General features: G+C 45.9%; 23 protein-coding genes and 1 pseudogene. 20 read left to right on the forward strand and 4 right to left on the reverse strand.

Annotated elements, in window-relative coordinates; genetic code table 11:
- The first annotated feature begins 163 nt into the window (after positions 1 to 163).
- From ACE5KN_RS05100 to ACE5KN_RS05110, 3 genes are all read left to right on the forward strand, one after another.
- Positions 164 to 319: a hypothetical protein gene (locus ACE5KN_RS05100; protein WP_375523287.1), complete on the forward strand. Its 156-nt coding sequence runs from the start codon at positions 164 to 166 to the stop codon at positions 317 to 319.
- A 222-nt stretch (positions 320 to 541) separates the two neighbouring features.
- The gene (locus tag ACE5KN_RS05105; protein ID WP_375523286.1) at positions 542 to 1240 is read left to right on the forward strand and encodes a hypothetical protein; all 699 of its coding nucleotides are present in this window, start codon (positions 542 to 544) and stop codon (positions 1238 to 1240) included.
- 144 nt (positions 1241 to 1384) lie between these two features.
- A complete protein-coding gene (locus ACE5KN_RS05110) occupies positions 1385 to 2395 on the forward strand; it encodes a helix-turn-helix transcriptional regulator (RefSeq protein WP_375523285.1) in 1011 nt (336 codons plus the stop codon).
- Positions 2396 to 2422: 27 nt separating this feature from the next.
- Here ACE5KN_RS05110 and ACE5KN_RS05115 read toward each other — a convergent pair whose 3' ends face one another.
- The 4 genes from ACE5KN_RS05115 to ACE5KN_RS05130 all read right to left on the reverse strand — a co-directional run bounded on the left by ACE5KN_RS05115 (position 2423) and on the right by ACE5KN_RS05130 (position 6412).
- Entirely contained in the window at positions 2423 to 3094 is a 672-nt protein-coding gene (locus ACE5KN_RS05115) for a 3'-5' exonuclease (RefSeq protein WP_375523284.1), read from the reverse strand.
- 161 nt (positions 3095 to 3255) lie between these two features.
- The gene (locus ACE5KN_RS05120) at positions 3256 to 5124 is read right to left on the reverse strand and encodes a 5'-nucleotidase C-terminal domain-containing protein (RefSeq protein WP_375523283.1); all 1869 of its coding nucleotides are present in this window, start codon (positions 5122 to 5124) and stop codon (positions 3256 to 3258) included.
- Positions 5125 to 5472: 348 nt separating this feature from the next.
- On the reverse strand, positions 5473 to 5931 hold the full coding sequence (locus ACE5KN_RS05125) for an ImmA/IrrE family metallo-endopeptidase (protein ID WP_375523282.1): 459 nt from the start codon (positions 5929 to 5931) through the stop codon (positions 5473 to 5475).
- Between the two features lie 40 nt (positions 5932 to 5971).
- Positions 5972 to 6412 (reverse strand): helix-turn-helix domain-containing protein, encoded by a 441-nt coding sequence (locus tag ACE5KN_RS05130; RefSeq protein ID WP_375523281.1) that lies wholly within the window; start codon positions 6410 to 6412, stop codon positions 5972 to 5974.
- A 360-nt stretch (positions 6413 to 6772) separates the two neighbouring features.
- Between ACE5KN_RS05130 and ACE5KN_RS05135 the strand changes: the two genes are divergently transcribed.
- From ACE5KN_RS05135 to ACE5KN_RS05215, 17 genes and pseudogenes are all read left to right on the forward strand, one after another.
- On the forward strand, positions 6773 to 7243 hold the full coding sequence (locus tag ACE5KN_RS05135) for an ArpU family phage packaging/lysis transcriptional regulator (RefSeq protein ID WP_375523280.1): 471 nt from the start codon (positions 6773 to 6775) through the stop codon (positions 7241 to 7243).
- 381 nt (positions 7244 to 7624) lie between these two features.
- A complete protein-coding gene (locus ACE5KN_RS05140; protein ID WP_375523279.1) occupies positions 7625 to 8038 on the forward strand; it encodes a hypothetical protein in 414 nt (137 codons plus the stop codon).
- Between the two features lie 35 nt (positions 8039 to 8073).
- Positions 8074 to 8286: a hypothetical protein gene (locus ACE5KN_RS05145; RefSeq protein ID WP_375523278.1), complete on the forward strand. Its 213-nt coding sequence runs from the start codon at positions 8074 to 8076 to the stop codon at positions 8284 to 8286.
- Positions 8286 to 9602, forward strand: a complete 1317-nt coding sequence (locus ACE5KN_RS05150) for a phage tail sheath family protein (RefSeq protein WP_375523277.1) — start codon at positions 8286 to 8288, stop codon at positions 9600 to 9602. Before ACE5KN_RS05145 ends, ACE5KN_RS05150 begins: the two co-directional genes overlap by 1 nt.
- 1 nt (position 9603) lies before the next feature.
- A complete protein-coding gene (locus ACE5KN_RS05155; RefSeq protein WP_375523276.1) occupies positions 9604 to 10062 on the forward strand; it encodes a phage tail tube protein in 459 nt (152 codons plus the stop codon).
- A gap of 79 nt (positions 10063 to 10141) precedes the next feature.
- Positions 10142 to 10564, forward strand: coding sequence for a phage tail assembly chaperone (locus ACE5KN_RS05160; protein WP_375523275.1), 423 nt, complete (start codon positions 10142 to 10144; stop codon positions 10562 to 10564).
- Positions 10565 to 10762: 198 nt separating this feature from the next.
- A complete protein-coding gene (locus tag ACE5KN_RS05165) occupies positions 10763 to 12625 on the forward strand; it encodes a phage tail family protein (protein ID WP_375523274.1) in 1863 nt (620 codons plus the stop codon).
- Positions 12625 to 13350 (forward strand): LysM peptidoglycan-binding domain-containing protein, encoded by a 726-nt coding sequence (locus ACE5KN_RS05170; protein WP_375523273.1) that lies wholly within the window; start codon positions 12625 to 12627, stop codon positions 13348 to 13350. The genes ACE5KN_RS05165 and ACE5KN_RS05170 overlap by 1 nt, the downstream gene beginning before the upstream one ends.
- A gap of 17 nt (positions 13351 to 13367) precedes the next feature.
- Positions 13368 to 14330, forward strand: coding sequence for an XkdQ/YqbQ family protein (locus ACE5KN_RS05175; RefSeq protein ID WP_375523272.1), 963 nt, complete (start codon positions 13368 to 13370; stop codon positions 14328 to 14330).
- Between the two features lie 3 nt (positions 14331 to 14333).
- Complete coding sequence (locus ACE5KN_RS05180) at positions 14334 to 14591, forward strand: DUF2577 domain-containing protein (RefSeq protein ID WP_375523271.1); 258 nt, start codon at positions 14334 to 14336, stop codon at positions 14589 to 14591.
- Positions 14588 to 15013 (forward strand): DUF2634 domain-containing protein, encoded by a 426-nt coding sequence (locus ACE5KN_RS05185; RefSeq protein WP_375523270.1) that lies wholly within the window; start codon positions 14588 to 14590, stop codon positions 15011 to 15013. The genes ACE5KN_RS05180 and ACE5KN_RS05185 overlap by 4 nt, the downstream gene beginning before the upstream one ends.
- A complete protein-coding gene (locus tag ACE5KN_RS05190) occupies positions 15006 to 16073 on the forward strand; it encodes a baseplate J/gp47 family protein (protein ID WP_375523269.1) in 1068 nt (355 codons plus the stop codon). Before ACE5KN_RS05185 ends, ACE5KN_RS05190 begins: the two co-directional genes overlap by 8 nt.
- Entirely contained in the window at positions 16070 to 16615 is a 546-nt protein-coding gene (locus ACE5KN_RS05195; protein ID WP_375523268.1) for a putative phage tail protein, read from the forward strand. Before ACE5KN_RS05190 ends, ACE5KN_RS05195 begins: the two co-directional genes overlap by 4 nt.
- A gap of 1 nt (position 16616) precedes the next feature.
- Entirely contained in the window at positions 16617 to 18233 is a 1617-nt protein-coding gene (locus tag ACE5KN_RS05200; RefSeq protein ID WP_375523267.1) for a phage tail protein, read from the forward strand.
- Between the two features lie 507 nt (positions 18234 to 18740).
- Positions 18741 to 19178 (forward strand): annotated as a pseudogene (locus ACE5KN_RS05205) (phage holin family protein); the annotation flags it as partial.
- 391 nt (positions 19179 to 19569) lie between these two features.
- On the forward strand, positions 19570 to 20451 hold the full coding sequence (locus ACE5KN_RS05210; RefSeq protein WP_375523266.1) for a glycoside hydrolase family 25 protein: 882 nt from the start codon (positions 19570 to 19572) through the stop codon (positions 20449 to 20451).
- A gap of 522 nt (positions 20452 to 20973) precedes the next feature.
- The gene (locus ACE5KN_RS05215) at positions 20974 to 22617 is read left to right on the forward strand and encodes an ABC transporter substrate-binding protein (RefSeq protein WP_375523265.1); all 1644 of its coding nucleotides are present in this window, start codon (positions 20974 to 20976) and stop codon (positions 22615 to 22617) included.
- The last annotated feature ends 61 nt before the right edge of the window (positions 22618 to 22678 follow it).

Genomic DNA, 22678 nt, shown 5'->3' on the forward strand with positions numbered 1-22678 from the left:
ATGTTCATTCAAGCAAGGATGCTTTGAGAAATGTTTTATTTGGATGGTTTAAGTGTACCTTAAATTGGGTATATGAAGAAAGTGGCGCAGCAAGCCACCTTTCACAAGCGTATGCTCTATCCCGGATGCCATGATGAAATATTATAGTGTAAGGAGATAACCTATGAATAATGCAGAGAAAGCATTCAAAACAATAATGATTACAGTCAACGGAAAACCTCTTGACAAAAAACTGGTAATCGACAGCGTAACGTATGCTCCAATTCAAAAGAAAGCGGTTAATAAGGGAGAAATCAGTCGATACTCTACCCTTTCCTAAAACGGCCCCTGTTTTTATAGTTCAAGCGGCCCGCTTATGCGGGTCGCTTTTTTCGTTTTTATGCAAGTTTTTTCGTCAATGCTAAGATAATCTTACATATTTGTATACTTTTCGTATAAAAAAAAGGTATTTTTATCATGAAACATATGTTCCCTGACAATATAGTGTCGAGGTCTCCTGCTAACGTAAGAGGTGATTTACAGAATGGGGGGGACTTGGAAAATGAATTCAACTATCAACGTTAATTACACATGGGACAGGGAGGCGGTTCTGGCGAAGGGTGCCGGCCAGGTGCATTTGCTTGTAGAATGGGGCTGCGGAGCGATTCCGAAAAGAAAAGCGGCTGTCAAACCAAAACTTGTCGGATTCGACTTGCAGCTGCGTATTATACCGGAGAGCGGAGTTAGGGTGATACATAAGAGCGGTCCCAAAATCAATCCAAAGAAGGCAGATTACGAGCAAGAAACCGTGTTTCATTGCGGGCATCTGTATAACGGCAAGCATAGACATGCCATTTTTGTCTTCTTTTTCGACAAGCATAACAGCGGGAAGCAGCCTGTCGCAACAATGGAATGGAGCTGGCACAAACCTTTGTCGGAAAAGCGGGTGGTGGTTCGCTCGGAGCGTATCTACATCCAGTTTACCTATCATCTGGGCCTTCTTCAGCTTGCTGCCGATCCCAGAGTAGAGAAATTTATGAGATTGGATGAATCATCCTATGTACTAAAGAAAACCCTTCGTTTTTACGAAAAAGGAAAGAAGGACGAAGGTAGCTGGATATTGCGTAGACATGCAGACATGCTGCTGTTGATGGCTGCAAGAACAGGTGATTTGGACTATCTGCATGAGGCGGAGATGTTTTTAGGCTTACAGCGACAATGGGACGAGACCTATAAGAGAAGCTTTAAACACAGCTCATAAGTCTTAATTTCAATGTAAAGATTTGTCCAAAAAAGGCAACGGAAATGCCGATAACTTCGCAGAATTATGACTAATATTGTACTTTCAGGATAATTGTGTAGGTCTAATTCGCAACATAACGAGTGTGTGAGAGGAGGGCCTCTATTGACCGATCGACTAATTCGACTCATGCGGATTATCACCATCGTGCAGGCTAATCCGGGTATACTTGCCAGAGAGCTTGCGGAAAGATGTGAGACTTCCGAACGGACCATTTACCGGGATATGGAGGCGCTGAGCGCGATGCATATTCCGATTACGAATCTGGGACATGGCAAAGGTTATACCTTTATCAGCAATTTTGCCTTATATCCTCCGAATTGGACAGAAGAGGAGGCTGCGGCCTTTTCCATGCTGTCCGGCGTTATGGACAAAATTAAACCGATGCTTCCTGCGGCTTTTGAACGGGCGTACGAGAAAGTCATGGCTTCGACACACAAGAAAAAGATCGAGCAGGCCCATATTGCCCAGCAGGTATCCAACATTATCCGGCTTGGGAGACAGGCAGACCGGGAAGAACAGCCGTATTTTTTAATGCCTATTATTTTGGCGAGTCTCTCGCAGCATACGATAGAAGCAGAGTATCATCCCCTGTCGCATGAGGAAGAGATCTCTACTCTGCGCATTGATCCTTATTGTCTGATTCCACAGGAACGGCGCTTTTACATGCTTGGCTACTGCCATTACCGTTCAGCCGTTCGAACGTTCCGCATCAGCCGCTTCCGGAATGTCCGTATTCTTCCCCATACCTTTTCCAAGGATAAAATGGAAGTGGAATCCTTTTTCAGGAACACTTGGGGAGTGGAGGGTGGAGGCGGCAGCGCCACCCGGTTTGTTGTCCGCTTTTCTCCTGAGTGGGCAGGGGCTGTCCGGGCTGAAGAGCTGTTTGTAAAACCGGATATACAGCAATTGTCGGATGGCAGTCTGCTATTCGAAGTCGTGGTGAATAATGAAAACGAATTTTTGAACTGGTTGAAAAAGTTTGGGCCTGGAGCTGAAATCCTGCAACCCGCCGCTCAGCGCAAGCAATTTGCCGATATGCTCGCTTCATGGGTCCGGCTGTATGTTGAACCGGAGCACAGCCATGAGGTGGCAGCAAGCAAAGAACCCCAGTGACAACAATCGCAGTCCTGGGGTAATGATTTATTTTTTGAACAGATCAGCCAGATTGCCGAACGGATTATAGGGTTCATTGTCATCCTCATCGGTGCTGGAATACACCAGCTTGGACCCTGAGCCTTCATTGTCGGTGGCGCTGTTCGTCTCCATGACAAGTCTGTCAAAATAACGCATGAAGACCTGTGCGGTATTCAAAGCGTCATCGAGGGCGCTGTGCTGGCGGCCGTCAAATTCGATTTGGCACAATTCCAGCACCTGACTCAGGCTGAGCTGACGGTATTTGCCTTGCCCGCTCAAAATACGGGAAATCTGCTTTTGGATATCGTTGGTATTCACGATCCAGGACAGATCCACATGATGAGTGCGGCAGTGTGAAACCAGCTTCATCCGGTCATCCGGTCCCCATGCGCATAAGCTGTAGGCATGATCAGTGCCCAGCCATTCGCTAAACTGCTTGATCGCTTGCGGGAAAAGGGGAGCCGCATCGATATCCTTTTGTGTAATACCAGTGAAACGAACGGTTTCCGCGGACAGCACGGGTCTATTGGAGGGACGGACGAAGGTATGAAAGGTATCGGTAATCTCCAGCCCGGCTTCCTGCTGTTCTATCTTAACTGCGCCAATATCTATGATTTCGGAGGAGTACCGGGGATCGCGGCTGACTGTAAACTCCAGGTCGTATATGATATAAACCATAAGAACTGCTCCTTTTGCATGTTATTCTAATCCATCTTACATGTAAATGAAGCGTATGTCAGCATACACGGACAGAGCTGGCCGAAAAAAAGAGAGTGGAGCTTATGCAACGAGGCATGCTCCGCTCTCTTTATGCTGTTATTTATGATGAATGCTTGACATCAGGCAGGGATTTTGATTTTTTGTCCCGGATAAATCCAATGTGCGTTTTTGATCTTATTCAGCTTCTGCAGCTGCTGCCACGTTGTGCCGTATTGCTTGGCAATCGCGTACAGCGTATCTCCGGATTTTACAACATATACCTCGCCAGCTGCTGTGTCCTGAGCTTTTGATGTGCTTGGCTTAGGAGCAGGTACAGGTGCAGGCTTCTCAACTACCGGTGCAGGTGTTGGAGCTGTTTCCGGTACAGGTGTTGGGGCAGGTTGCGGAGCCGGAGCCGGAGTCGGTGCAGGCTCAACCTCAACCTCTGTGCTTCCGCCTGCGGCTACTTCGGTGATGCGTCCATCTGCCTGTACATTGGCTGCGCCAAGCTCCTGCATGTAGTTGATCAGCGCTTCATCCATCGAGCCGAACATGCCAGCCTGCGGGTATTTCGTAAACATGGTGTATTGGTCGCCGCCTACCGCTGTAAAGTCATTGGTAGCCAAAGTGTACTTTGCTGCCGGATCATATGGTTTGCCGCCAATCATGAGAGAAGTGACACGGTTGCCCGCAGCCGCGGACGTATCAATCTTGAACGTCATGCCTGATACCTGCGGAAATCCTCCGCTTGGTTCAGGGTAGGCAGATACACCGTTCTCAAGCGCAGCTTTAATATCCGCACCGGTTACTTCGAGCGTTACGACCTGGTTGCCAAAAGGAAGCACACTGATGACTTGTCCTTTGGTTACGTCACCGGCTGGAATGGAGGTACGAATGCCGCCGCCATTCGTCAAAGCGACATCAGCGCCGCTGACATCCCTGATTGCATCGGCGATCAGATCACCAAGGTTGGTTTCACCTGCGCGTACGTTTTCACGTTCCCCGTTCAGATTTACCGCGCTTGTTGCCACTTTTTCCTCCAGAATGGGCTTTTGCTCATCCTGGATGGATTTCACTAGAGCAGCAACATCAGCATCAGGCTTGATATCCGCAGCTTCCTTAGAGTCCACCAGCGTTGCTTTTTTGCTGATCACTTCGTTCTTTTCATCAAGATACAGGTCAACCACACCGAGGAACTTGGAATATTCGCCAGCGCTTGCAATCAGTGTGCCGTTGCCGCCAACCAGTCCATCCTGAAGCACAGTGTGGCTGTGGCCGTCGATGAACACGTCAATGCCGGAAACTTGCTGGGCAATCTTCAGGCTGGTATCCGTACTGGCCTCATCCTGTCCGATATGACCAAGCACAACGACCACGTCAACCTTATCCTTGATTTCATTCACCATAGCCTGCGTTTCTTTAACCGGATCGGCAAATTCAATGCCTTCCACATTCTTTGGATTGGTTTTGTATGCCGTTTCCGGAGTGGTAAGGCCAATAATGCCGATTTTCACGCCGTCTATTTCTTTAATGGTGTAAGGCTCAAACAAACGGCTGCCGTCGGTCTGCTTCACATTGGCGCTGAGCATTGGGAACTTCAGCTCGCCGGCAAGCTTCACGAGGTGCTGCCAGCCATAGTTAAATTCATGATTGCCCGGAGCCATGGCATCATAGCCCATCTCGTTCATGACTTTCACGACACTCTCGCCGTTGACTAGTGTGGCGAATGTTGTTCCATGGACAGCGTCGCCGTCATCGAGCAGGAGCGAGTCTGGGTTCTCGCTGCGGTACTTGTCAATGATGCCGGCCAGCTTGGCATAGCCCATTTCTTCCCCGTTCTCAACAGCATGGGAATGAACATCATTGGTATGTAAAATCGTGATGTGCTTGCTGCCTTCGGGGGCAGCGGCACCATCAGTCGCCGGAGCCGCGGAGACGGCGGCGCCAAAGCTGCCGAACAGTACGGTGGCGCTTAGCAGAGCGGAAGCAAACCTTTTCTTTTGATTCATTGAATACATCATCCTCCCACAACAAAAATGCAAATCTACCATAGAGGTAGTTCAAAAAGTCATCTTTTGATCACGAAGGAAATCAGGAAGCGGACTCGACATCGAATCTTGAATTCAGCCGGGCCTTCCGGTGCTCACGTACTCCAAGTACGCTCCGCTCCTCAGGCCCTATCTTCATCCAACCTTCTCGGTGCTGAAAACCTGACTTTTTGAACTCTCACTCATAGCTGATATTTTATCAGAGAATTGTAAATAAATCTTGGGATTTACGTAAAAATAGATGCCATGGAGCTGACAAAATACCAGGTTTCTTTGAAATGATGAAAGGAGCTTGAATGGAGGCTTCCTTTAATCTATATCTGTGAGCAAGGAAGTGCCGGATTCCCGCTCCGCAGGCTGTGGCCAGAACATGGAGGCTTCGCGGGGCAGGCCGATGCGCGGAAGATACGCGTCCAAGGGCTCGTCCGGGTGCGGAGGCTGGCCTTCGCTCAGCAGCAGGACGGCAAACCGGTTGGCCTGCCGCTCCCATTTTCCCGGTTGAAAATAGGAATGCTCTTCCAGAAAGAAACGGCTGATTCCTTTGTGAAGCCGGTCATGGCCCAGTTCATGGGCGCATACAAAGCGTTCCCATTCCGGAGTCAGGCCGTTATGAAGCACGATGAAGCGGCGCCGGAGCTTGCGGAAGTAGAGCCCTTTAGTCGTCTTGCCCAAATCTGAGTAGCGGATATGTATGCCGAGTGAGCGGGCGATTTCAAATGGACAGTTGGTTTGGTATTTTTTAACCAGCTTCTGTATCATCTCATGCATAGTGTTCACCTGCTATCGGTTAATAAATGGAGGCTTGGCCTCATTTCCCCTTGGTGGATGGAGGCTTGCGCTTGTTCATTTGCTTGGCTTCCCAAAACAGTCCTGTGAGCACATCCCTGATCCGCCTCTTGTCGTCCTCATCGAGCGGAATGCCGTCGAACATCAGCTCTCCGTCTTCTTCAAGCATTTTTTTGAAGTCCCGGCGGTCCCTTGAGCTGGCCCAGTCCGGGGAACCTGCTGCAGCTTCCTCACTTGCGTCGTGTTCAAGATACCCTGCCTGCTTCATCATCTCGGCGTAGGGCACCGAGAGCGCATCGGCCAGCTTGCGGATCGTGGCTGGCTTGGGTACGCCGCGCAAGCCGTTCTCAATCCGTGATATTTGTGAGTTGCTGATGCCCGCCGCTTCAGCGAGCTGATTAATACTTACCTCTTTTTGCTCTCTTAACTGTTTCAGGTATTTTCCGAATGAAGGGTTTTCCACGTTGACGGACACTCCTTTATACAGGATCCAAAGCATTGTGCAGGCAAGCATTCAAGCTGGCCGGCCTACGTAATACTATAATAAAACTTTGATACCAAAAGGTAAAGGAAAATGGCAATAATCATGCCAAAAGGCATAGTAAATGAAAGAACAGCCACTTTTTTTTGGGAAAAACGGGCTAATATGCGGTTTGGTTCGTCCACCATAAAGTGGTATGTTATGGTTAAACGCGAACAAAAATACGAACAAAATGTAAACCTTCTATTGTGCCTCGTGAAGAATCAACATTTCGGAATGACAGCAGAGGTCCTTCATTGCACTTAAATCATTGCCAAAAGGCATAGTAAAGGAGACTGGCTGATGAATATTTATTTACCTGAACTGGACCGCCGCAAAACACAAACTGCCCTGGAGGCTGTGTTTGAAAAATACCGCATTTATAAAACGATCACGTTTATGGACCGCGAGGTGTCCGTAACGGCATCCTATACAGACAGGCCCCACGGCCCGACGAATCTGATATCCGATTCCACTGCACGCACCGCGATATATAATGTAGATGCCCCTGCTGCAAGAGCCGCTTATTGCGACACGGTGGACAGCATCGTGAGCCGCCTGAATGAACGGGAACAGCTGCTGATCAGAGAACGCTACCTGAAGCAGGACGATGTGTTCGATTATAAAATTTACAATCATGTCTTTGATCCGCCAGTCAGCAAGGACACCTATATGAAAATCCGAGCCCGTGCTTTTTATAAAATGGCTCTAGCTCTTGCGGACCTAGGCTGGATGAAGCTCGACGATTTATACAAGAAAGCGGCAGTAAAATAATATGTAGAAAGATAACAGAACCGGATTGGCCGTACAGGCTGATCCGGTTTTTTCGCGTCTGGACCGGGCTGAACATATTGTATCACAAAATAGCGAACATGTGTTCTACTTTTTGCCGCCGATTGTTGTCTCTTATTCGGTCGATATTCGTGCTTTTTCGCGTCAGCGCATACGTTTTGGGGGTGTAAGATTATAGCATCGGGAATGAAGGCAAGGGACACCAAACGTTCAGGAAGCTTATTCCGCAAGGCTGCTTAGTGCAAGCCGCTTTACCAGTGGTGAACTCTTCATCTTCCGAAAGTAAGCTTTTTCAATCACGTTGAAGAGCTTTTAAATGACTGGGGGTGATGCTCGGTCTAAAAATGTGAAAGGAGGGGTTCCATGAATGCTGAGCTTATGACTCAGGCTTTTAAAGCTCATTTGGAAAAAAGTTTTCCTGATTTGAGAATTGGAGCTTATACCAGCGGGCAAACGAGCGATAATGATCTGGGTTATCATTTGGCGAAAATTGCATTTACGAGGGAACGCAGTGACAGACTGGTGGGACTTTACAGTTTTGAAGTGTACGTTTCTTCAACGGGACAGAGCTCTCAGGAACAACTGGTTGACAGACTCATTGAGGCATTGGAAACCCTGGATCAGGGAGAGCTGTTCTGCCGAGCGAGTGAAGTGATTTGGGAACATCAAAATTCAACATCAAAGGCTACCGTGGTTTATATGATTAGGTCAATCAGGCAGCGGGAATCTGCAGTGAAAATGCAAAGCATGGATCAGAAACCGTTAGGAATCAAGTAAACATAATTTCTTTTCAAAGATTTGGAGGACATAAAATGGCTACTAAAAAAGTGGTTAATGCTTCTGAAGCCAGCATCACTGAAGGATCGGCCCAGACTCAATACACTAAAGGGCAGTTTGTAACATCAAACCGCTTTAGTACGCTGGAGAAGGATGTTCTGGCAGGACTTATGCAAGAAGATAAAACTTACACATTGGAGCAGGCAAATAAAATGCTTGCCCAGTTTCTGACTAAGGAGGCATTCTAATGGCTGGAGGAACATGGACGGTACAAAACAAGGTACGACCTGGGGTATATATTAACTTTGTTTCTGAGGCAAATTCACTGGGGACCTTGGGTGAACGTGGAACAGTAAGTATGGCACTCCCGTTGTCTTGGGGTGAACCGAAGAAAATTATTACAATTCAAGCTGGAGAAGATCTTAAAGATAAGCTTGGCTATGATATTACCTCTTCTCAAATGCTAGTCATTCGCGAAACGCTAAAAAGAGCAAAGACGCTGTTACTTTATCGCTTAAACGAAGGGGTTAAAGCTTCTGCTACGATCGGTACGCTGCTGGTAACAGCTGTATTTGGTGGTATTCGTGGTAATGATATCTCTATTGTTATCACCCCCAATATTAATGATGATACTAAATTTGATGTTGAAACCTTCCTTGCTGGAGAGCGAGTAGATGTTCAATCTGTTGCATCTTTGGAGGAACTGGAAAACAATAAATATGTTGTATTCCAGGGTGAGGGTCAGCCTGAATTGACAGCCGGGGCTCCGCTTAAGGATGGCACGGATGGTACCGTTTCGAATCAGGATCATACTTCCTATTTGCAAGCTCTTGAAGTCATGGATTTCCAAGCGATCGCATTGGTATCTGATGATGCTGCCCTCAAATCTGTCTACTCTGCGTATGTTAAAAGATTGCGCGAAACGGAAGGCAAAAAAATTCAGGCAGTGCTGGCTGATTATACAGCTGCTGACCATGAAGGTATTATCAGTGTTAAAAACGGGGTAACTCTGACGGATGGAACTGTTTTGTATGCCAAACATGTAACAGCTTGGGTTGCGGGTGCAACGGCAGGAGCAGCTGTGAATGAGTCCCTTACCTACCAGGCATATGATGATGCTGCAGATGTTAACGGCAAGCTGACAAATGCTGAAATGGAAGCAGCGCTGAAGCAAGGTCAGTTTGTGTTTACTGCTAGCAACGGTAAAGCGGTAGTAGAACAGGACATTAATACATTTACGTCTTTGTCCCCTGATAAAGCTAAACATTTTTCCAAAAACCGTGTAGTGCGGGTATTGGATAGTGTTGCGAACGATTTGAAGCGAATTTTTGAATCCTATTTTATTGGTAAAGTCAATAATAACGATGACGGCCGGAACCTGTTCCGTTCTCAGTGTGTTTCTTATCTGAACGATCTGCAAAACATCGGTGCAGTGCAAAACTTCAATTCTCAAACGGATATTCAGGTTTTGGCAGGTGCTGAAAGTGACAGTATCGTAGTGGAACTGTCCTTACAGCCGGTGGATTCTGTTGAAAAAGTATACATGAAAGTGAAGGTGGCTTAAGATGGCATTTTTGAAAGCTAGTGATACGATTTCCGGACAAGAAGGACGCGCATACGCCACAATTAATGGCCAAGTCGAAGAAATGTTCTATGTAAAAACGTTGGAAGCTACTGTTGAGAAACAGAAGGCTGAAGTAAAGACGCTTGGGCGCCGGGGCGTTCAGCATAAGGCTACCGGCTGGTCTGGTTCCGGCTCGATGACGATTTTTTATATGACTACACGCTTCCGGCAAATGATGCTGGACTATATGAAAACAGGTGTCGATCAATATTTTGATATTGAGGTTACAAATGAGGATCCTACGTCTTCTATCGGCAAGCAAACTGTGACTCTTAAAGGAGTCAACCTGGATAGTGTCATTATGGCTTCTCTTGACACCGAATCAGATGCACTTGAGGAAGAGGTAAGCTTTACATTTGAAGACGTCGAAATTGCCAACGCCTTTAATGCACCTGCTTAAGCTGTTGGAACGTTAAAATAAAAAATGGCCCGTAAGATGAACTTGCGGGCCAAATTAATTATAAATTACGGAGGTAATTATGAGTAATCTGAGTCTCTTTTTCGCACAAAATGTCCCTGTGGATACTATCGAGGAATTCATCGTTTCGGAGCGTTTTAAAGATGAGAATGGAAATGCGGTAGCATGGAAGCTTCGCAGCATGACTGAGGAAGAAAACCAGGAATGCCGTAAAGCGGCTACCCGCAAAATTAAAGGTAAAAACGGAACGTATACACAAGAGATTGATCCAAATGAATATATGGGTAAGCTGATGGCTGCCAGTATTGTTTACCCGGATCTGAAGGATGCCGAATTGCAGCGTTCTTATGGTGTCCTTGGAGCCGAGTCCCTCCTTCGAAAAATGCTCTTGCCAGGCGAGTTTGCCGCTCTTGGTGAAAAAGTACAGGCGCTTAACGGGTTTAACCGGGACATGAATGAGCTGGTAGATGAAGTAAAAAACTGATCAAAGAGGGCGATAGTGAAGCAAACTTGGCTTACTATGCCCTCCACGAGCTTCATATACTCCCACATCACCTAATGTCATTCTCTCAGCATGAACGAGCCGCCATTTATGCCATGATTGCAGTCCGAATCGAAAATGAGAAGCGCGAGCAAGCCAAGAAGAGAGCCAGAAAAAAATGAGTGAGAAGGAGGTGGGGGCATGGCGGATGAAATGTCTGTGGTTCCTTATACTGGCGGAGAAGAGTGGAATTCCGCAAATGAGCAAATAGAAAAACTGTATCGGAATATGCAAAGATTCTATGATTTTTTATATCAGCAAAAAACAGTGTCATTTATGGATGGTTTCATTAAGGGACATGCTGAAGCAACAAGGGCTGCACAAGCTGCAAAACTGGCCGAAGAGCAACTAAATCAGGCCACTCAGGATGCAGCAAAATCTCAAGAAGAGTTAAATGAAAACATGGAGCAGGGGACCAAGCAAGCCAGCAGGTTTTCCAGGGTGATTGACTCTATGGAGGATTTTATTCCGGGGTTACCTAATACCATAGCTAGTGCAGGTCTTGGAGCAGGTCTTCAAGCACTGAATTCAAATAATAGCTCCGAGAGTGTACCTTCTGAAGCAGTAAACAGTGAAACCGGCACTGCTGACGCGGCTGCGGAAGCAAAAAAAAGCTTTCTAAGCAGCGCTGTTGACTCCCTCAAGAGTGTAGATATTGGAGGAATATTTTCGCAAATCCAATCCCTTGGAGAGAAAATGATTAGCGGCGCGGCAACTGAAGCCGATAAACAAAAATGGGAAGACATTGGGAATAAAATCAATAGTTCTTTGGCTAAGGCAGGGGAAGGAGCTATGCAGTCCCTTAGACCAGTCATGGACATGTTGATTACCGCTTTGGATACAGGGCAATTTGATACATTGCTTGGTGCATTAGGCGGAACCTTTTTGTTTATAGCCGAGGCAATCGGGTGGGTTGTGACAGGGCTGCTCAATTTGAATTCTTTTGTTCAGCAGCACTGGGATTTGCTTGCCCCGATTCTTGCTGCCATTGCTGGGGTATATCTTGTCGCAGTTATAATTCAGTTATACGCAATGGCTGCAGCCTGGTTGGCTGCCAACTGGCCTATTCTACTAATGGTGGCTGCTATTGCACTCGTTATTATGATTTTGCAAAAGCTGGGCGTATCAGGGGCAACAATTATAGGGGTCATCGGTGGCGCATTTTTTGCCTTGGGCGCTGTCATTATGAATTTGGTGGCAAAAGTATGGAACACTTTTGCTAGCTTGGCAGAGTTTTTGGTAAATCTCTTTATCGACCCTGTCTATGCTGTTAAGAAATTGCTGTATGATTTTGTTCAGGATTTCTTAGCTAGTATATATACCGTATTCCGAGGAATTGAAGATTTCCTTGGAGTGTTTATGGTTAGTGTCAATAAAGGCATTAACGTTGTTCTTGAGGCTATCAATAAAGCGTTGCCTGCTATTAACAAAATTTTTGGCACAAACTTTGAGTCTATTAAATTACTAGATGAAAATAATGTTCACGCTGTCAGCGACAAAATTCAAGATATAATAAACTCCCAGGAAAAGCCGACCAGTGATAAAGGCACTATTGGAATCGATCGGATGAGTTATCGGAATCCTACTGAAGCTGGAATGAGAGGGTTTAATCTTGCTAGTAATGGGTTTAATAAAAGTCTTGACTATATGAAAGGCTTTTCCACGGACGGTATGAATGGTAAAACCGTCAAAGCCGAGAAAGCAATAAGTGCCACTAATCTTCCTACGACATCCCCTTTGGGAGCGAATACGATTCCTAACGTTGGACATGTGGGGAGTGTCGGCAAAGTGGAGAACCAGGTTGATGTTTCAAGTGAAGATCTAAAAATGATGCGCGAACTGGCTGAAATGAATGCTATTCAAAATTTTGTAAGCCTTACGCCAACTGTACAGGTAACAACGGGAGATATAAACAGTGGTGCGGACCTAAACTCAATCATTACTGGAATCAGTACCATGCTGCAGGAAGAGTTTGTGTCCACTGCTGAAGGGGTGTATACGTAATGGAAGAGTACGGGTTCTTTCTAACCTATAACAATCAAAGCGAAGTTATCCGTCTGCCGGTTAATCCCGAGTCATTGGAGTTAAAATCCGGAGTGAACGGGAAAAGCTACTCCATAGTAGATTTTGGGGATATCAATACGATTCAGTTTTCCAAATTGCGTGAGATTAGTTTTAGCAGTTTTTTTCCTGCGCAAAGCTATCCCTTTGTCGTTGGTGAACTTCGAGAACCACTTTACTATATTAACATGATCAAGAAATGGATGGAGTCCAGGAACCCCATCCGTTTTGTTTTTTCGGGCATTACTTCGCCTGCTGCAACTAATAGTGCAGAAGATGATCTGCTTGACGCAGGACTTACGGGTACTGGGACATTTGCCATTAACATGGCCGCAAGTATTGAAAGCTTTGACTGGAGCATTACTGCCGGTTCTCAAGATGTAGACTACTCGATTTCGCTTAAAGAGTATGTATTTTACGAGCCGCGCAAGGTATCGATATCTACCTCCAGCACAGAAGCCAAAACAACGGTTACTCAGAAGCGGGCATCGGATAAAAATACTCCTAAATCTTATACGTTGAAATCTGGTGACAGCCTTTGGAGCGTTGCTAAAAAAACTTTGGGAGACGGAAGCAGATACAAAGAGATCCAGAAAATGAACAATATTGCAGACAGTGAATTGAAAAAACTGCCAGTAGGTAAAGTTCTGAAGCTTCCATCCAACTGAGAGGGAGGTGGGATCAAGTGAATATTGTTCTTGACAATCGTAATGGTCAAGTCTGGGATATCTCTACCATGACTTCCGAAGTTTCCTGGAAAACTACCCGCACAGGTAATCCGTCTACAGCAGATATTACTCTGATCAATGATGCAGCACGGCGGAACAAAGCATTCACCGTCAATAACGGTGATATCGTTCGTATAACTAAAGATAACCATAATTTATTTTATGGCTATGTTTTTACGGTAGATACGGGAAATGACAGGCAAGTCAAGATTAAAGCCTATGATCAAATAAGGTACTTGATGGGTCAGGGAACCTATGTTTTTACAAATGTCACGGCAGATGAGGTCATTCGCAAAGTAGCTAATGATAATGGGCTTGTCGTAGGTAGCCTTGATAAAGGAGAATATGTGATTCCATCTATGGTGGAAGATAACAAGAAACTTTTGGATATAATCTTGAAAGCCATTAATTATACATTGGCTTACAAGACGCAATATCTAACCTTTTATGACGACTTCGGCAAGCTGACACTTAAAGCAATGAACTTTACCCCTAAGGTAGTACTCGGACCTAAACAGGATCTGACCGGTTATTCCATAAAGAAAAGCATTGATGATGAAACTTATAACCGGATCAAGCTGTACAAAGACGATAAAGATACGGGCCGCAGGCAGGTCTATATCGTACAGGACAGCGCCAATATCGCCAAATGGGGGCAATTGCAGTTGTTTCAAAAGGCAGACGATAACTGGAATGAAGCGCAAATCAAGGAAGGAGCCGCCAAGCTGCTGACCTTGCATAACCGGGAAAAAACAACCTTTTCCATTGACTCGATCGGTGATCTGAATGTAAGAGCCGGGGATGTTGCTGCTATTATCTTGGAGGATTTTCCTGAGCAGAAGCTGTTTGGGGTTGAGGAGTGTACGCACAAATTCGCAGGCGGGGAGCATACGATGTCTCTCACACTCAAGGTGGTGTAATAAATGCTGGATATTATCAAAAAAGCAAGTCTGGGAGCCGTATCAAGCGCCAACCCTGTTCATGTTTTATTTGGAAGCGTGGTAGGGATTAATCCATTAGAAATCAATATAGACCAAAGATTTACTCTCCCTCGCGAGCTTCTGATCCTTCCAGAATCCGTTGTGAATCAGGAGTGGGAAAGCGGGGATAAGGTCCTGCTTTTACGTGTCCAGGGTGGAGAAAGATACGTTATTCTTGATCGGGTGGTGGATGAATCATGATTCCTCAGGGTGGACAGTTGACGGCAGATGCCAATGAGGAGGAGTTTGAAGTAAGCTTGCAGGAAGGACCAAGCCTAACCTACCGTCTTGATTGGAATACGAATAGAATTGCCGGGCGAATTGATGAATTGGAAGCAGTGAAGCAGGCTGTGTTAAAAATCCTATTAACGGAAAGATACGAGCATCTTATCTACAGTTTTGATTATGGTACAGAATGGACAAATATTCTAGGGAAAGACAGGTTGTGGGTGCAATCAGAACTGAATCGTGTGATAACCGAGGCTTTAATGCAGGATGACCGTGTAGAAGATGTAGTTAATTTCCGGCTATCTTGGCAGGGGAATGATGCAATTGCCCGCTTTACCGTAGTTTCAAGCTTTGGCGACTTTTCAATGAGCAAGGAGGTATCTGCAAATGTATGAGTCACAGACGTTTGAACAAATATTGCAGCGTATGCTCGATCGAATACCGGACACGATCGACAAGAGGGAAGGGAGCATTATTTATGATGCTATGGCTCCTGCTGCTGTAGAATTGGCTCAAATGTATACCGAATTGGATATAAACGCTAATCTGAGATTCCCCGATACGGCTTCAGGAGATTATTTGGACCGCAGCATCGCCTGGTCAGGAATTCAACGGAAACAGGCTACAAAGGCAAGATTATCAGGATTCTTTTGGGATAAGGCCAATCAACCACTCGATGTTCCGACTGGCAGCCGCTATTCGCTAAGTGATCTCAATTATAAGGTCGTTGAGAAAATCCAAAAAGGGAATTTTATTCTTGAATGCGAAAGAGCGGGAAGTATCGGTAATTCTTTTTTCGGCCAGCTTCTACCTTTAGATTATATCCCTGGCCTGGTTCGTGCAGAACTGACAGAATTGATTCTGCCAGGCGAAGAGATTGAAAACGATGAAGGCTTATATGAGAGATATCAGGACAAAATTACCAAGCCAATTACAAGCGCTAATCGCTATCAATATGAGCTCTGGGCTAGAGAAATTTCCGGTGTAGGAAAAGCTAGAGCTTTCCCGCTCTGGCAGGGACCAGGGACGGTAAGAGTTGCTTTGTTGGATAACAACATGAGAAGACCAGCGGATGCTGTGATTCAGGAGGTTCAGCAATATATTGACCCTACTCGAGATGGTAAAGGTGAAGGAGTTGCGCCTATTGGCCCGGTTGTAACTGTAGAGGGGGCAACCGAAATTGCTATAGACGTTTCCGTTAATGTGACTTTGGCGGAAGGAGCCAGCACAGAATCGGTGAAGGAGGCAATTGAAACGGGTGTCAGTGATTACCTGAAGAGCTTGGCGTTCAATGATACATTGGTTCGTTATACCCGCATCGCTAACGTAATTCTGGATATTCCAAGAGTTATCGATTATGAGAATTTAAAGGTCGGTGACCTTGAAGGGAAAAATATACAGATCAACGAGGATGAGGTAGCTGTCCTTGGCACAGTGACGGTGAACAAGGTATGAGTAAAGCATTGACATTAAAAGGATACCTGCCAACTTACTATAACGATTTTGTGGAAATGGGCCAATTAACCGATAGTGAGGGTGCCGAGCTGGAGTTGCTGGAAAAGCAAATCAGTGAGCTCTTGGATCAGTATTACCCGGAATCGGCAACCTGGGGGCTGGAACGTTACGAAAAGGACTTGCAAATCAATACGATTCCGAACAAGCCCTTTGAGCAGCGTCGTTCTGTCATCATCTCCAAGATGCGCGGCAGCGGCAAAGTTTCCGCCCAGTTAATTAAAGAGATGGCTGAAGCGTACGACGGCGGTCAGGTAGATGTCAGCGTTCAGCCTGCCGACTACACCTTTACCATTCATTTTATTGACACGATAGGTATTCCTCCGAACCTTAATGATTTGAAGGCAGCTTTGGAGGAGATTAAACCTGCTCATTTGGCCATTGGATACGCGTTTAGATATCTGCTTATTCGTGATATTCATGAAGTGATGACTTTGACTGAAATGGAACAAATCTTGTTATCCAAGTTTGCAGGAGGTGTTTGAAATGGCAAGTAATACGGAGAATTTAAATTTGCTTAAAAAAGACCCGTTAACAGACGGTAATGAAACTTTTAATATCAAAACAATGTTGAATGATAACTGGGATAAGATAGACGAAGCTGTAGGAAGTCTTAAAGACGAAATCGCTAACCTGGATCCCGAAATTCCGGATGGAAGTACAGTGCAAAAAGGAATTGTACAGTTAAGCAATGCTACCAACAGTACGTCTGAGGCATTAGCAGCAACACCTAAAGCAGTGAAGGCTGCGTATGATTTGGCGAATAGCAAACAAGATAGGCTGAAGCTTATCGATAACTTTGCGGCTTCTAATAGTCCTATCGACCTATACCCGGAAGGCGAGAGTGTCTTCATTGCTGCTGCAGCAGGCAGCATCGGTCCCGGTTGGCTAACTGCCGCCTTTGGTGATCAAGGCTCACAATATTGCATGGTCATAACCTACAGATCAGGTGCGTGGGGCTTTCAGACTGTTCAAGAAATATATACGGGAGCATCTTCGACAGATAAGGTCTATCAAAGAAGGGCGATGCGTGTCAAACGAGATTCGAATAGTTTTTGGCAGCCGTTCATTAGGGATATCGATTCAACGGGTGGGACCATTGAAAAAGCAGCAACAACAAGTAACGGTTGGCAGAGTGCACATGTCGAGATAAGAAACCCCGGTTCATCTGCATCAAGTAACATGCCTCGAATAGCTTTACATTCAGAAGGAGCAGGCGTTGCTAAGCAGATTGCAGGTGACCACATTCGTGGAGGAGTGTCTGTTTTAAATGAAAATGGAGACGCCCTGACGGACTTTAATGCCCGTGGTGTTAGGGCGAGTTCGGTGAGTATAACGGGGGAAGGGGCTAATAGCCTTGACCTGATCGGTTCCACTCACGTGTATATGGAATTATTCCCGAAAGGAACTGCAGTAGGAAGGAAAAGCTATATCGGGTTCGGAGATCCAAACTCAAATAACATGCACATTGCGAACGAATATCCTGATGGGGATGTGGTCGTACAGACAAGAGGGCTAGGCATCAGTATTTATGGCCTGTACACAGGTTTACAAGACGCAAAGCAATCTGGAGTTGACGCTAAGAACTTAATTGTGGGCGCCGCCAACTCCAAGGGGGCAGGAGCGTCCACAGCAGATTCATGGCAAACAATTGCTAATAAAATATCCGGAATCGTTCAAGGAGGTATAAGTGCTGTTTACTCCAACAGGGCTGGAAATGTCCTAGGTGTAGGGTGGGAAAGATACGTTGTTCAAGGTAATGGTTACTGGGATAGTGCAGCTACGAGTACCTATTTCAATGTGAAAGCTGGCGGGGAAAACAGAGCATATATGATTACATCCAATCCAGTCAACCTAACTCCTTACTCTACAATGATTGTAGATTTTGGAGACAGCTATAACGGTGGTACTAGAACAGTAGGATTTGTCAGCACTAAGGATTTTAATATCTCACCTGGAAACGGAGCGAGAATGTTTGAAAACGAGTCAAACAGAGTGCAGAGAGTAGGTGTACCGGATGGAGTTTATTATATTATCATTGCATATGACGATTATGCGAGCAGGAATAACACATTAAAAGTGCAAGATGTTTCAATCTTCTAGTCAAATTCTTTAAATTAACATCTTTGTATAACTTGCCACCCCTTAACCACGAGGCTTTTCAGAATAAAAAGAGAAGTTACTCCAATTTGGAGAAATTATCTATTGACTGAATAAGAATTTCTTTGTGTAAGTGAAGTCACTTATACTCTATTTCCTTTGAGGAACTATAAAAACTTGATACCAAAGAACGCTGGTCGATTTTTTTTAGTTCGTTCGATTTGAAACCGCATGATATAGTTCATCCTGAGACCAGCAATATGCTGGTCCGTTTTACTTTTTTAAGTATACGAAAGGTTAACATGCCGGATATTATCCTAATCCAGGCTATCAGTTCAAGTCGATATAAGCCCAATTCAAAGCTTGGTAGAATAAAGATTAGTATGTGCATGCATGCGCGACTTATAAGGAGGTGCATTTTTGAGGGAGAGTATATCTCGAATAAGGTTTGCTAGTTGACGGTGTGAGTTATATGCGAAACAATCCGGGCGCAAGAAGGAGGGAGAAGCTATGATTGAATATACAGCTTTTATGCCTGTGGCTCTGTCCACCGAAGGTGTGGTTGGATATCTTTTCGGCGGCTGGACGACGATGCTGACATTGCTGTGGTGGATGGTGATTATCGATTTTTTCACCGGTTGGGCGGCGGCCTGGATCAATGGCGAGCTCAAGAGCCGGTCCGGATATTATGGCGTTTTTCGGAAGGTTACTGTATTTTTGCTTATAACGATTGCTCATTTGATCGACGGTATCCTTGGAGACGAGCACTATTTCCGGGATGCGGTCGTTTTCTTTTATCTGGCGAACGAGCTGCTGTCCATTATTGAAAATGTGGGAAGAATGGGCGTTCCGATGCCAGATATTTTACGCAATGCGGTGGCCATTTTTCAATCGAGATCCGCTGTAAATAAAGGTGACAAAGGTAAGAGTGAGCAGAATGGTGCTAAAACGGTACAGGACGGTGCTACAGTAACAAAAGATCCGCTGCAGAGATCCGAAGAAGCTGACGTATCCGATCAGAGTAGTACAGAAGAGCTTTTACACCCACTGACCATAGACCCGGAGACGGCGCCGGAAGCAAAACACCATGTCGCTATCCGAGCAGCAAATGACATCCAGCATCAAAATACCCGTCCCAAAGAAACAAGGCCTTCGTAAAAACCGAACGGCCTATTTTATTCGCCTCTGTCCGAACGCAAGGATAGAGGCCCGTACAAGAAAAGAAGACAAGCATACAATATAGAGTAAATCAATAATCTTAAATCAATAATCATCCTTGCCAGATTTTCAGAATATCCAACAATCCAGATTCTGCGGATGAACAAAGGGGGAATGTCACATGCAGAATCGCGGTTCTACGAATGCCGAAGGTATTGATGTTTCACGATACCAGGGCAGCATCAACTGGAAGAAGGTGCGCGCGGATGGCAAAGCTTTTGCTTTCGTCAAAGCAAGCCAGGGGCAAAGGTATGTTGACCCCACGTTTGAGGCCAATGTAAAAGGGGCGAAGGAGGCCGGGGTGCTGATCGGCGCGTATCATTTTGTGGACGCGGCGAGCGCAGGTGCTGCCAGGCTGGAAGCGCGCCACTTTGCGGAGGTGCTGAGTCGTGTTGGCGGTGCAGCCGCACTGGACCTTCCACCGGTGATGGATTATGAAAATAATCCCGCCGGTCTCAGCAAATCGGCGATCAATAGTGTTGCCAATGCTTTTCTAACCGAGCTTGAAAAAATAACGGGCCGTCGGCCGATCATTTATTCAGGCAATTCATTTGCCGCTAATTTTGACGCTTCACTCAGCTCGTACAAGCTGTGGGTTGCGCGATACAGTACCAGTGCCCCTTATGATACACCAGCCTGGAAGCAGTGGGCCTTCTGGCAGTATTCGGATAATGGGCGGGTAGACGGTATTTCGGGCCCTGTGGATTTAAATGTGTACAGCGGTACGGAAGCAGAGCTGCGTGAGGAATTTACCAAAGGCGGAGGAGATGAAGAACCGATGACGAATGAAGAAAAAGCAGCCTTTCAGGCACTGCAGCAGCAGGTAGCGGCACTGCAGTCCCTGCACAGCATGCCCGTTCCCGATTGGGCGAAAGAAGCGGTAACGGCCGCGGCGGCCTATAACCCGCAGCAGCCGCTTATTGATGTAAACAGCGCCACCAGCTATGATGTGTACCGCTTGCTTGTGGTGATGCACCGGATGGGTCTGTTTGATAAAAAATAATAGTTTGCCAGCGGTAGGAGCACGGGCCTATGGGGTCTGTGCTCTTTTTTAGTTTTGAATAAAAATCCCTGTGAATCGGTTCTTGAATAGCTCTGCACTCGTGTAAAGCGTGATTTTTATTGACCGTTATTTAATTAGAAATTAATATAGTGATTACATTTTCCATATAATTACTTGTAATAATAGTTCACACATAGAAAAATTAAATATCGCAATCTTCTAAAAAACGCTTGTTAAAAACGCCTTCCTGTTGTAAAGTATCCATAAATAACCTCTAAGTACATACCACATGACGAGATAATGTTATTAATTATAACACTCAATAACTTCCTGTGTTTTTCTTCCATGCGAATTTTATCAATTTTGCCCAATGAAATTATTAAACTCTGTTTTTGTTTTAACACTGGATTTATACTTTTTGCTAGAGAATTTCTGTATTATATTACCAAAAAAGTTAGTTTTTATTCAATCTGGTAACAACACATTTATAACATAAACATACAAATCGAGAGGGGTTTCAGAATGGGCAAAAAAAGATGGTACAGCATGTTTGTTATGATGCTGGTGGCAGTGATAGCTCTGGCCGGCTGCGGAGGAGGAGCGGGGGAAAGTGCTGATCCGGCTGCCAATCCGCCGGCGGATCAAGGGGATGGGTCGAAAAATAATACGCTGATCTTCGGACGCGGCGGGGATTCGGTGGCATTGGATCCGTCGATCACTACAGACGGCGAATCTTCGAAAGTCGCAAAGCAGATATTCGATACGTTGCTTGTTTATGAAGAAGGTTCAACAACGGTCAAACCTTCACTGGCTGAAAGCTATGAAGTTTCCGCAGATGGCCTCGTCTATACTTTTAAATTAAAAGCTGGAGTGAAATTCCATGACGGAACGGACTTCAATGCCGACGCTGTTGTATTCAACTTCAACCGCTGGTCCGATCCGAACAGCCCGTACAAGTTTGAAGGGGACTCCTTCGATTATTACGATTCCATGTTTGGTTCTCCCGATAATAGAGTAATCAAGGAAGTTAAAGCAGTTGACGACCTGACCGTACAGTTTACGCTGAATGCGCCGCAAGCGCCGTTCCTGCAAAATATCGCCATGACTTCCTTCAGTATTGGCAGCCCTAAGGCCATTGAAGAGAAGAAAGAGAACTTCAAAAGTGAACCGGTAGGAACTGGACCATTCAAGTTCGTCGAATGGAAGCGCAATGACTCCATAACGCTGGAGAAGAACCCGGACTACTGGCAAGAGGGATTGCCTAAGCTGGATAAAGTCATCATTCGCTCCATCCCTGATAATACTGCCCGCTTTAACGCGCTGCAGAACGGGGAAATCGATATTATGGAGGATCTGAACGCGGATGATCTGGCGGTGCTGGAGAGCAACCCGAATCTGCAGAAGATCGAGCGTCCTTCCTTTAATGTCTCGTACATCGGCTTCAACGTTAAGAAAAAACCGTTTGATAACCCGCTCGTAAGACAAGCGCTGAACCATGCTGTAAATAAACAGGCGCTCGTGGATGCCTTCTTCGGAGGCAGCGCAATCCCGGCGAAGAACCCGATGCCGCCGACGCTGTGGGGTTACAACGACAGCATTCAGGATTATGAGTATGATCTGGAAAAAGCCAAGCAGCTGCTGGCCGAAGCCGGATATCCGAACGGCCTGCCTGAAGAGGTGACATTCTATGCGATGCCAGTCTCCCGTCCTTACATGCCTGACGGCAAGAAGGTGGCTGAAGCCATCCAGGCGGATTTTGAAAAAATCGGCGTGAAAGTCAACATCCAGTCCCCTGAATGGGCAACTTATCTTGATGACCTCAAGGCCGGCGAGAAAGACGACATTTACATGCTTGGCTGGACGGGTGATAACGGGGACCCTGACAACTTCATTTATACGCTGCTCGACAAGGATACCATTCCGGGCAACAACCGCAGCTTCTATGTAAATGAAGAGCTGCACAAGGTTTTGGTTGAAGCGCAGCAGGAGACGGATCAGGATAAGCGTGCGGCACTTTATGAAAAGGCGCAGGAAATTATTAAGAAAGACGCTCCTTGGGTTCCGCTGGTGCACACAACTCCGTTGCTGGCTGCCAGAGCAGACCTGAAAGGGTACACTCCTTCGCCAACAGGCACTGAGCCATACTCCGGTATTTATTTTGAATAGGCTTAAGTGCATGGTCTCCATTGTAGTTTGAAAAATATCAAATAGGAGTGAACATCCGGCG

The organism is Paenibacillus terreus, from assembly GCF_042138595.1.
In the GTDB taxonomy this organism is placed as follows: domain Bacteria; phylum Bacillota; class Bacilli; order Paenibacillales; family Paenibacillaceae; genus Paenibacillus; species Paenibacillus terreus.

Coding starts and splice junctions, on each gene's coding strand:
- ACE5KN_RS05200 (WP_375523267.1), top strand. CDS start 16,617: ATGGCAAGTAATACGGAGAATTTAAATTTGCTTAAAAAAGACCCGTTA.
- ACE5KN_RS05195 (WP_375523268.1), top strand. CDS start 16,070: ATGAGTAAAGCATTGACATTAAAAGGATACCTGCCAACTTACTATAAC.
- ACE5KN_RS05165 (WP_375523274.1), top strand. CDS start 10,763: ATGGCGGATGAAATGTCTGTGGTTCCTTATACTGGCGGAGAAGAGTGG.
- ACE5KN_RS05185 (WP_375523270.1), top strand. CDS start 14,588: ATGATTCCTCAGGGTGGACAGTTGACGGCAGATGCCAATGAGGAGGAG.
- ACE5KN_RS05145 (WP_375523278.1), top strand. CDS start 8,074: ATGGCTACTAAAAAAGTGGTTAATGCTTCTGAAGCCAGCATCACTGAA.
- ACE5KN_RS05150 (WP_375523277.1), top strand. CDS start 8,286: ATGGCTGGAGGAACATGGACGGTACAAAACAAGGTACGACCTGGGGTA.
- ACE5KN_RS05115 (WP_375523284.1), bottom strand. CDS start 3,094: ATGGTTTATATCATATACGACCTGGAGTTTACAGTCAGCCGCGATCCC.
- ACE5KN_RS05215 (WP_375523265.1), top strand. CDS start 20,974: ATGGGCAAAAAAAGATGGTACAGCATGTTTGTTATGATGCTGGTGGCA.
- ACE5KN_RS05190 (WP_375523269.1), top strand. CDS start 15,006: ATGTATGAGTCACAGACGTTTGAACAAATATTGCAGCGTATGCTCGAT.
- ACE5KN_RS05180 (WP_375523271.1), top strand. CDS start 14,334: ATGCTGGATATTATCAAAAAAGCAAGTCTGGGAGCCGTATCAAGCGCC.
- ACE5KN_RS05135 (WP_375523280.1), top strand. CDS start 6,773: ATGAATATTTATTTACCTGAACTGGACCGCCGCAAAACACAAACTGCC.
- ACE5KN_RS05125 (WP_375523282.1), bottom strand. CDS start 5,931: ATGCATGAGATGATACAGAAGCTGGTTAAAAAATACCAAACCAACTGT.
- ACE5KN_RS05140 (WP_375523279.1), top strand. CDS start 7,625: ATGAATGCTGAGCTTATGACTCAGGCTTTTAAAGCTCATTTGGAAAAA.
- ACE5KN_RS05100 (WP_375523287.1), top strand. CDS start 164: ATGAATAATGCAGAGAAAGCATTCAAAACAATAATGATTACAGTCAAC.
- ACE5KN_RS05105 (WP_375523286.1), top strand. CDS start 542: ATGAATTCAACTATCAACGTTAATTACACATGGGACAGGGAGGCGGTT.
- ACE5KN_RS05210 (WP_375523266.1), top strand. CDS start 19,570: ATGCAGAATCGCGGTTCTACGAATGCCGAAGGTATTGATGTTTCACGA.
- ACE5KN_RS05155 (WP_375523276.1), top strand. CDS start 9,604: ATGGCATTTTTGAAAGCTAGTGATACGATTTCCGGACAAGAAGGACGC.
- ACE5KN_RS05160 (WP_375523275.1), top strand. CDS start 10,142: ATGAGTAATCTGAGTCTCTTTTTCGCACAAAATGTCCCTGTGGATACT.
- ACE5KN_RS05170 (WP_375523273.1), top strand. CDS start 12,625: ATGGAAGAGTACGGGTTCTTTCTAACCTATAACAATCAAAGCGAAGTT.
- ACE5KN_RS05120 (WP_375523283.1), bottom strand. CDS start 5,124: ATGAATCAAAAGAAAAGGTTTGCTTCCGCTCTGCTAAGCGCCACCGTA.